General features: G+C 34.7%; 9 protein-coding genes. 4 read left to right on the top strand and 5 right to left on the bottom strand.

The annotated features are described in order from the left end of the window. Window positions 1-226, top strand: a 226-nt coding sequence (locus AB1410_03805; protein MEW6455825.1) for a hypothetical protein, incomplete at its 5' end; no start/stop codon positions are given. A 30-nt stretch (window positions 227-256) separates the two neighbouring features. Here AB1410_03805 and AB1410_03800 read toward each other — a convergent pair. After that, on the bottom strand, window positions 257-1,171 hold the full coding sequence (locus AB1410_03800; GenBank protein ID MEW6455824.1) for a hypothetical protein: 915 nt from the start codon (window positions 1,169-1,171) through the stop codon (window positions 257-259). 104 nt (window positions 1,172-1,275) lie between these two features. Here AB1410_03800 and AB1410_03795 point away from each other — a divergent pair, with 104 nt between their 5' ends. Next, the gene (locus AB1410_03795) at window positions 1,276-2,613 is read left to right on the top strand and encodes a cytosine permease (protein MEW6455823.1); all 1,338 of its coding nucleotides are present in this window, start codon (window positions 1,276-1,278) and stop codon (window positions 2,611-2,613) included. Continuing rightward, window positions 2,606-3,289 (top strand): AroM family protein, encoded by a 684-nt coding sequence (locus AB1410_03790; GenBank protein MEW6455822.1) that lies wholly within the window; start codon window positions 2,606-2,608, stop codon window positions 3,287-3,289. The genes AB1410_03795 and AB1410_03790 overlap by 8 nt, the downstream gene beginning before the upstream one ends. 330 nt (window positions 3,290-3,619) lie before the next feature. On the opposite strand, the gene AB1410_03785 is transcribed toward AB1410_03790, so the two are convergent. Continuing rightward, window positions 3,620-4,108, bottom strand: coding sequence for a hypothetical protein (locus tag AB1410_03785; protein MEW6455821.1), 489 nt, complete (start codon window positions 4,106-4,108; stop codon window positions 3,620-3,622). Between the two features lie 440 nt (window positions 4,109-4,548). Here AB1410_03785 and AB1410_03780 point away from each other — a divergent pair, with 440 nt between their 5' ends. Continuing rightward, complete coding sequence (locus tag AB1410_03780; protein ID MEW6455820.1) at window positions 4,549-5,379, top strand: CPBP family intramembrane glutamic endopeptidase; 831 nt, start codon at window positions 4,549-4,551, stop codon at window positions 5,377-5,379. Here AB1410_03780 and AB1410_03775 read toward each other — a convergent pair. The 3 genes from AB1410_03775 to AB1410_03765 form a co-directional block, all read right to left on the bottom strand. After that, on the bottom strand, window positions 5,326-6,675 hold the full coding sequence (locus tag AB1410_03775) for an MFS transporter (GenBank protein ID MEW6455819.1): 1,350 nt from the start codon (window positions 6,673-6,675) through the stop codon (window positions 5,326-5,328). The genes AB1410_03780 and AB1410_03775 overlap by 54 nt on opposite strands. 235 nt (window positions 6,676-6,910) lie before the next feature. Continuing rightward, complete coding sequence (locus tag AB1410_03770) at window positions 6,911-7,096, bottom strand: hypothetical protein (GenBank protein MEW6455818.1); 186 nt, start codon at window positions 7,094-7,096, stop codon at window positions 6,911-6,913. A 447-nt stretch (window positions 7,097-7,543) separates the two neighbouring features. Next, window positions 7,544-9,793, bottom strand: coding sequence for a DUF4434 domain-containing protein (locus AB1410_03765; protein MEW6455817.1), 2,250 nt, complete (start codon window positions 9,791-9,793; stop codon window positions 7,544-7,546). Window positions 9,794-10,013: the final 220 nt, after the last annotated feature.

Genomic DNA, 10,013 nt, shown 5'->3' with positions numbered 1-10,013 from the left:
AACTTTTTCAAATTCTGATTTCATCGAAAAAGTGGCCGGAATAAATCGGAATGGGTGGCCACTTTCAATCAGAATCAGTGGCCGGTTTGAATCGGAATCGATGGCCACTTTGGATCGGAATATACAGATTGTTATATTGCAACAATTGCTAAGGAATATGATTGTAAAATATTTACATTTGATGTTCATTTTAATGAGATTCAAAAATTTACTAAGATTAATTTAATTCAATAACTTTTATTGATTAATTAATTTTTTACTCCAGAAGGGTAAATCTATCAATCAATGAAAAACAAAAAGTATAAAATAACAATAAAATAAAAAACAATATCCATTTTAGTAGAATATATTTTTCAATTTTTTTTCTAATAAAAAAAATAAACTGATAGATAGAGAAGACTTCAAGAGCAAATGGAGGAAAACCAAGAAAACCCAAAATGGGCATTTCAAAGACTTTCAAGAAATTAAAATATGGGATGTTGTATCTCCATCTTGACAATGCCCAGTTATTCCAGAATTCCCAGAAAAATCCTGCAATGAGGCCAGCGATTAACCAGCTTATTATCCTTCCCGGATATCCTTTTTCCAAATCAGAAAAAAAGTCGTCGTTCTTAAGTATATAATTAAAGGGGGGTATCAAAAAAATAAAGCAGAGCCATACAAATGCAAAGAATTGCTTAGGAAATGAGAGGAAGAGAAATATTAAAAGAAACCCAATTAAAATACTTATAATAATTAAATTTTTCGTAACTTTAATTGAGAATTTTGATGTATTTATTTTAAGAAGACCTTCAATAAATAAAGCAGTCTCCATAAGAGCAGGGATTACAGTGGCAAAGCCAATAAAATAGCCAGTCCATCTTTCTGGTAGGTTAGCTGGCAAATTATGATAGGACCAGTTTTTCAATCTTAAATTAAAGATTTCGAAAATAAGCCACAGAAATACAGAAATAAAAGCCATGAATAAAAAATCTTTTAAAGAACTATACAACTGTGAGGTTTTTCTTTTTCTGAAGTTCAAGCTGTCGATAATTAATATGTAAGACCACCATGAAAGACAAAAAAACCAATTCTTAACGAATGGAACATTGAGAAGAAGTAAAAGTTCAGAAGCAATTAAAATAAAAACGCCTATGTATAGATTGAAATAAAATATCTTCTCTTTTGTCATTTTTGGAATTGAATAATATATAAGAAGCAAAATATGAGGTCAAACTAATGCATGTTGACATGAAAAATGTTCGATGTTATAAGTCTCAAAAGTCTGGATGAAAAATGAGAAAAGAAAAGTCTGAAATTTTAGAGGATTACTCTTTAAAACATGTCCCTGTTGAGTACAGAAGGCCATGGATTGACACTGCAATGGTATGGATTGGAGTAGCGATTGTAATGTCCGCTTTATTGCGGGGGATGATGGTTGGGATGGGGCTTGGCTCCATAAAGAGTGTTTTATTTGCCTATTTACTTGGCGAAGTTCTTTTAATAGCTGTGATGACTCTAACAGGTTTTATAGGGGCAAAGGTGGGACTTTCCACCCCTCTTCTTGCAAAAATATCCTTTGGTGAGAATGGCTCATTGTTTATATCTTTATGTTTAGCTTTATCATTTATGGGATGGTTTGGAGTGCAGGCTGGTCTTTTTGCTGAGACCTTAGTTTCATATACCAAAACATCCATTCCTGTTCCTTATTTAGCTTTTATTAGTGGAATATTGATGATGATTCCAGCGATATTTGGTTTTAAAGGACTTAAGACATTAAGCTGGGGAGCTGTCCCTCCAATGGTGCTAATTTTCATCTATGTAGCATTCAAAATGGGACACAATTTTTTACCTTCTGAAGAACTTGTGGAAATTGCCAAAAATCATTCCCCTTCTCCATATCCTTTGACTCTTGGTGGAGCTGCATCAATTATAGCTGGAGGATTTATAGTAGGAGCAGTTACATCAGCTGATGTCTTCAGGTATTCGAGACCAAGATTTAGAGATATATTTTACGCTGCTTCCCTCTCAATGGGAATAAGTGCTATGATGCAATTAGTTGGGTCTATTCTCTCTATGACAACTGGACTTTATCACGAGCATCTTCCTGACATAATTATAAGCTCTGAATACGCTGGCCTTGGAATTGTTGGATTTCTTGCGATTGCATTCGCCCAGTGGACAACAAACGACAGCAATCTTTATTCCTCTGTTCTTGCATTTAACAATATTTTTAGATGGTCAAGATGGAAACTTGCTGTGATAGTTGGGATTTTTTCATCCCTTTTAGGCGCATTTGGAATTCTTGAAAGATTAGGACTATTTTTAAGTTTATTGAGCATAGGAATTGGCCCTATTGGAGGAATAATAATTGCTGATTACTATATTCTTGGAAGAAGGAGAAAAGTAGAAAATATTGCAGATGTCCAAAATAAAGGTTGGAACCCTGTTGCCCTGGGAGTTTATATAATTTCATTTATCATAGGTTTTATTACATCTGGCCATCCTATTGTAATAAATATATTTCCTTTTTCAATTTTTGCTTTTAACGGAATAATTTCAGCAATTCTACTTTACTGGTTAGGGATGAAAATTTTCAGGATTTCAAATTTCAAAATAGAACAAAATGGGTAGGATAATTAAGATCAATGAGGAGACAATTGAAGCTGCTGTCCTGGGCGGTGCAGTTCTTGGTGGTGGCGGTGGAGGATGGATTGAAGAAGGGAGAAAAATTGCAAAACTTGCTTTTGAAAAAGGTTTTTCTGAAATTCTTCCTTTAGAAGTCTTGTCAGAAGAAGCATTACTTTTAACCGTGTCCGCTGTAGGTGCTCCATCGACAGGAAGCGAAATGCTTTCTCCAGATGACTATGTTCGATCTGTTGATTTTTTTATCAAAAAAACAGGGATGAAGATTGATGGTCTCATCTCAAGTGAAATAGGTGATTTTCCAGAGATTAAATCTGAAAGAATTTTTCTTTTTCCTTCGAAAATTCTTTTTAAAACTGTAACTGCAATTTTGAGTAAAGGAAAACTTGGAGTATTGGTACCGATGGAAGAACAAAAACAAGATTCAATGAAAAAATGGAAGAAAACAGGATTGGATGTAATTGTTGACGTTTTAAATCCGTATCGAGGTGCTTCTGAAATGGAGGAGGTTTTTGATATAATCAAAAGAGAGAATGTGAACCTGATTGTACTTGATTGTATCGGTTATAATATGAAAATTAAAGAAAGGATAAGAGAAATTACAGGCAAGATAGTTCTTTTACCGAGGACACTTTTGGCAAGATTTATAAAAGAATTAATATGAAGCATATCCTGTTACTGCCACAAAAAATGGCAAAAGACTTTCTGATGTTTTTTCTTGGACTGGCCCTTTAAAGATATTTGAAAAACTTGGATTTAAAATGATAGAAGGAAGTCAACCCCACAAACCCATTGTTTACTTTGATTTATTTGAATCAAATTAAATCAGAGTTCATATTGGCCAATGCATTGGCCAAAAACCTTAAAATTTGGCCAATCCATTGGCCAGTTTCTATAGAATTATAAGTTTTTTTAATTTCTTTATTTTTAATCTTCAGAAGAAGAAATCCTTAAGGGAATTTTGAAGAAAAATATAAAATTTATTGAAAAAATTTTATTTTTTGTTGAATATCTGTTTCTGGGTTGATTCTCCTCGAGGGTTTTTTGTGATAATGTCAATCGTTAAGGTTTTACCATCAGAAGATAATGCCCAGGTTTCTTTTGATTCTGATGTAAATTCTCCCCGAGGGGTTGAAACAGTCATTGTGGATTCTACGATTAATTTTTCTCCTTCCCAGTGAGATTTGGAAATTCTTGTGCCTCCTCTCGGACCTTCACTTTTAGTTTCACTTCCATCAGTTATATAAGATAAATTCTGTGTTCTTTCTTGACCCATAACATAAATAATTTTTTGTATGTTTATCTTTGGCTCCTGGTGGCTAATCACCATTTCAATGTTGTCAGGAATCATCATTCCCGAAAGTTGACTTTCAGTTTTGTTGAGAAGCCAAGTGCCACTTAGGTCAGGTTTTTTTGGCTGAGTATAAAGGATCAACCAACATAACGATATCAGAAAAAAGATACTTAAAATTAATCTTTTCATCTAACAATCCCTCCTTGTTTTTTATACGCTTAGAAAAGAAAAATGTTCCGAATATTTTATAGTACAGAGCTTTCTTTATAACTTACAAAGAGACCTCTGAAAAAGTCCATCTGCTGCGTTGCAGTCTCAGCTTTATCGCTCCAACGTACAGGAAGTACGCCTCCGCTCAAAGCTTCACTGCGCCTTGCATCTGGAGCTTTTTAAGAGGTCTCTAATATATATACAATGTAAATTAGCAAGTTTTAAAAAGTTATTTTATTGATAAGAAATTAATTTTTCAGAGACCTTACAAAAATTAAATTTTTTTATGCAACTATATTATATGAATTTTTTTCCTGAATAATTCTTAAGAAAATTACGAAATAAAGAGTATAATTATTAAGCAAGGCGGTTTTAACAAGAGAAAAAGAATAAATATTGATTTTAAAAAAAATACAAAGTTGAAGAAATTAAAGAACAAAGAACTGAAGGGAGTGATACTTTTTTCTATTTTGACGATTGTTTTTAATTTTATATATAGTTTTGTCGTAAAGGGGAGAATTGGATATTTATATCCATGTTTATTATTTGCTACATTTTTAGCTTTGATTCTTCAAACACTTTTTCATAGAAAAACAATTTTTGAATTAGGTCTTTTTAAGCCAAGGTTGAAAACATGCCTTAAAAGCTTTCTTGTTAATTTAATCTTCATTTCTTTAATAATTATTTTAGATTTAATTTTTAAATTGACCTATTTAGCAAGTTCTCTTTCTAAAGAGATTTTTTTTGAGTTAATGCTAAAAGTTATTTCTTCTTTCTTTTTGACTTCATTTCTTGCTTTATTTACAGAAGAATTAGCTTTCAGGGGCTATCTTATTGATAAGCTTAAATCTAAGAGGATTTTAAAGGCGATAGTATTATCTTCTATAGTTTATGGATTATGGCATTTACCCTTTGGTTTATTGAATCCCTTTCTAAACACTTTAGAAGCCATCATTTACTCTTTCAATGTTTGCATAAGAGGTTTTTTATTTGGATATTATTATACAAAAGAGTTCAATTTAATACCTCCAGCATTAGGTCATGGAATATGGGATACTATGGATTATTATCTATTTGGCCCTGTAAATGGATATGGTTTAATTAGAGGAGAAGATAAAACCATTTATGATGGAGAGTTTGGCCTTGTTGGTTTGATTATCCATTTAATTTTTGGGGCAATTTTTTTCTTCAAATCTTTATTTTTTAGTGCGGGTTACAAGCCTGTCATAGATAAAAATTCCAAGGGCTGACCCTAATCCTGTGAATGCTACAATCATCCACATCACTGGAGTAGAAGGAGGGTTTCCTATCTTTGAAGGAAAAGCTATGAATCTTTCAAAAATCATCCCTCCAATTGGCGCCCCTACAATTGTACCAATTGCAATTGGAAGGTTTGCATAACCCAAAAACAGACCCTCCTGGCCTTTTGGAGCTATCGAACCAATGTATTCGTATATTCTCGGTGATGCTATCATCTCACCAACAGCTATAGAAGCAATGGCTAAGATGATGAAAAGCCCTGCAACCGGAACAAAAATGGGGCCAAAATTTATTGTTTTTGATAGAACTCCTGTCAGCGCTGGAATAATATTAAGGCTGATTCCAGCAGTAGTAACAAGAACTCCAGCCATTATGGATTTAACTGGCCTCCATTTTTTCACAAGTTTAGTTACAAGTAACTGAAAACAAACAATCATTACAGGATTTACTAATGTGTAGAGTTCTACAGGCGCATTTCTATCCATGAAGCGCAGATAAAGGGGGATCAGGTTATAAATCTGAATATAGATAAACCAGAAGCCTCCTATAACGATAAGGAAAAACACGAATCGAAGATTTCCGAGGACAGTGAAGATCCCAAGAATTGCCTGAGAAAGCGACCGTTTCTGTATGATTTCTCCTGAAGAATATTTAGGTTCATGATAAAGGAATATTACTATGAAAAAACCAAGAAGGATAAAAGGAAATGCTGCGAAAGAAAAGATTGAGGGAATTCCAAAGTTTGTTCGGATAAAGTAGGAGATGGTTCGCCCTAAGATAGAGCCAATGTTGATAATCATGTAGAATATTCCAAAACCAAGAGTTGCTCGCAATCCTGCTGTTTTTTGCACTGTCCCTGAAATGCATGGCTTGACAACTGAGCCGCCAATTCCTATCAGGACAATGCCAATCACTACAGGAATTGTAAAGTTTAATTTCTCATCTCTTGATGCTGCAAGCAAAAATGGCCAGAACCGGGGCAGAGTGCCCATTATCAAATATCCAAATAACATCAGCACAAGCGCAGCAGTTAAAGTTCGTTTAAATCCTAAATGGTCAGCAACAGCACCGGATAAAATTGGAAGAAAATAAATTAAGCCCCACAGTACAGAACCATTCAAAAAAGTTGAAAATGTTGGTTTCATACCGAGAACTTCATTAAGATAAATAACAACAAAGGAGGCGACAGAATAATAAGCTGCCCTCTCAAAAAGCTCAATGGTATTAGCTGTCCAGAAGGTTAAGGGGAATGGAGTAGATTTTCTGAATTTTTTATTTTGTTCCATTATAATCCTCAACTCATATGGATTTGTTTAAAAGGCTAAGAAAGGTGATTATTACAAATTAAATTTTTAAATGCAATTATATTTTTGGTTAATTTTGATTTCTAAATTTAATGTATGGATCAAAGTAGATGATCTTTTTTATTCAAGACTCCTCCTCTTCTTCTTTTTTTGAAATTGCTTTTTTAGATTTTTCCTCAACCACCTTCTTTTTCTCTTTCTCAAGCTCTGCTGAGGCTTAAAATTTTCTGTCAAATCCTTCAACTCGACTCATCTCTTTCTGTAGAAGTTCTTCGATTGAATGAGTCTTTTTTGTTTTATTTTTCTCATGCTTGATAATAATTTTGCTTTTTGCATCAACCCAGAGGATTGACCTGCATATCGTACATTCAACCCTCAGAATCTCTTGAATCCACCGATGCAAATATTAAAGCTATTCATTGCTGGGTGGTCATTTGATTTGGGAATAAAGATATAGCGTGACTCAACTTTAATTCCTAAATCATTGATGAAGAAAAATAGAATCCCGGTAAAGTAAGCTTTAACTCAAAATACATCTAAAGTCCAATTCAAAACCTATGCTCTTAGAAAAGAATCGTGCAAAAGAGAGACCGATAGAAGGAGGTGTATGGGCAGGGGTGACAGGGAAATCATTTTCTCCCATGACATAATCTTGTTGTTGGAGAAGTCATTTTCTGAAAACCATCTTCCCTTGCGGAATAGAGGTCTCAGATAGAAGGGTATTTGAATCAAATCTTGGGTCAATCCTGATTCTTTTTCTTGGTAACACATACTACGATCCAAACTATAAGGGAGCATTAAAGGTGAACCATGTCAAGGATGGAAAGAAAGGCACTATGGAACTCAAGTCTTATTTTGCTGATAGTTTTATAGCTACAAAGTCAATTGCTCTGATTCTTATCTTTATCTCAGCAAAGTTTTTTCCTGACTTCTGGGATATTATTTTTCCAGTTCTAAGGTCAATTAATTTATATAACTTCTCGGAAGCTATATTCAATGGACAAATTTTTAAATCAATTGGCTTCTTCCCATAATTCACAATCGCCAGTCGATATTCTCCGTTCATAAAAGACATTGCCAGGTCCATGTCTTCGTTAGCACCTATTATGTCAAATGCTCTCTTCACTCCCCTCTGAGCTAAAGCATAGTCTAAAATGTCTCTTATTAAATCGGGCATAATCCTTACTGAATCTTTTATACTTATGGGTATTGTAAAAACTTTTCCTTTACCAAATCCATTCATGAGCACAGCGGTTGAACCATCTTCGAAGATGGCAATCTCCTTTCCTGTGGTCGGGGTCCATGACAAGAAATCAGATGGTTCAAAAGCGAATTTCATCCCTTTCATCACCCGCGTATAAACAGCTTCCTTGACCTTGATATAATAATGCCTTGCCGATGTTTTTTCTTTTCCTCCACATAATTCAGCTCTCTCAAAGCGGTCTCCATATGGAATGTGTGGACCGAATAAAATGGCTATCCCTCCTTTCTCTACAAATTTTTTTATTAATATGCTATCAGTGTCTTGCATCCCTGAGATGTCTGGTAATACAAGAACAAACTTGTTGGTAAGTAAATATTCCAGTTGGTCTTCATTCAGGCTCATGGGGTAATACGGAAGGATTTCTTCACCTTTTGGAGGGATAAAAGGAATAATCTCTGTCATGACTCCAAGGCGCCGGAAACTGTCTAAAGCAGGGACAAAGCAATTTGTCCAGCGATCGCTACACCAATCACTATATGGGATGTATAATGCTACGTGACTCGATTCTGTGGCCACATTTTTTGATATTAATTCATATGCCTGCAATCCATCTCTTACACCAAGCCCAGACTCTTTCGCTTCAGGGGTTTTCTTAGACTGGTTATGGATATTGTGGTGATATGTAAATAACATAATTCCATCAGGGCCGTAGCAAGTTGCTGCACTCAGAATCTGGCCATAGATATTCTCATAACTCGCAAGGTATTTATTTGTAAAACTTTTTTCCATATAGCCAAAAAGTTCAACGTGAGATAAGGTAATTTTATTTCTTATAAGGGTCCCTCCTGATGAAAGGGAGGTGAAATCTTTTGTCCTTCTTAAAGGAAAGCATTTCCTGTTGTCCGAACGGTATGAAGCCATAACTGCACCCTGATAGATAATGATGTCAAGACTCTCGATCGCTGCAAGGTATCCTGCAAGCAGAGGGTCATCGATATAAGGCGCACAAGCCGTAAGAAGCCCTTTGTTTTGAGCCTTTACCGTATCACAGAATTCTCTCACCTGAGAAGCAAGATATGTTCCACTTCCTTCCTGATAGTTATAAAATCCTAAAAGAGAGGGGTAGTGGCCATAGAGTTCCCACAGTTCCTTTATAATTGATTTGGTGCTTTCCATGTACCGAGAGTATGGCATCTTCTGAGTCATATCCCAGCTTACTGAAACAAGAGTTGGAAGACCAAACTTATCAGCCAGTTTTAATGCAAGTCCAACCCTGTCATCAGAAGAATCAGAAATAGCAGTGGATTTGCATATTTTGGATGGATACCATGCATTTTCTGATATGATAGCATGAATAATCAGCATGTTTCCTCCAAGACTAAAGAAGTTTTTCATATAATGAGTGACATCTTCTTCGGCATTTTCCCTTGGAAAAGTGCTAATTATCAGGAAGTCACCAATGACCTTATCCACCAAGAAGCTCGCTTTACATATCTCTTTGTAAGGACCACCTGTAGCATATACGGTAATAGCATATAATCCTTCGGAAGCATCTTGGCTCAATTTAATCTTTCCCTCGTAGATGTCATAATCTTTATTTTTGATTCTTAAATCTATATTCTTGGATCCTTTTGTTGGTTCAAACAGAATTCCATTAACTTTTACAGGATGGAGAGGCTTCTTTGTTTTAACCACAACTGTCACTATAACTGTGTCTCCTGGTTTTGCACGCACCTTATCTATTGAAGCTTCCAAGAGGAGTGGTTTTTCTAATTCGTTTTTTTTGGATGTCACTTTCTGGAAAGCGCAGGTTTTAAAGGTTAGAACTATCCAAAACACCAATATCATGGCTATTGTTGCGAAGATAACAACTTTTCTCCAATTACCTCTATTCATTTCTCCCTCCCTTTTTCTCATTTATCTTGTAAACATTTTAAGCATTCTACTCGAAAAATTAAACATCTTTAAAAATTATTTGGATGAAGATACTGTTAGCTAAATTTTAAAAGTGGACTATTTAAGATTTAAAAGTGGACTAATTTCAGGTCTTCATTTTTGACCTTTTCTATTCCTACTAATTTGTTGCCATACCAAAATCTGATTTCTGCCATCCCTG

This window comes from Acidobacteriota bacterium, assembly GCA_040756905.1.
Lineage (GTDB): Bacteria > Acidobacteriota > Aminicenantia > JBFLYD01 > JBFLYD01 > JBFLYD01.
Note: the sequence above shows the minus strand (reverse complement) of the source record. Positions and strands in the feature narration are given on the sequence as shown.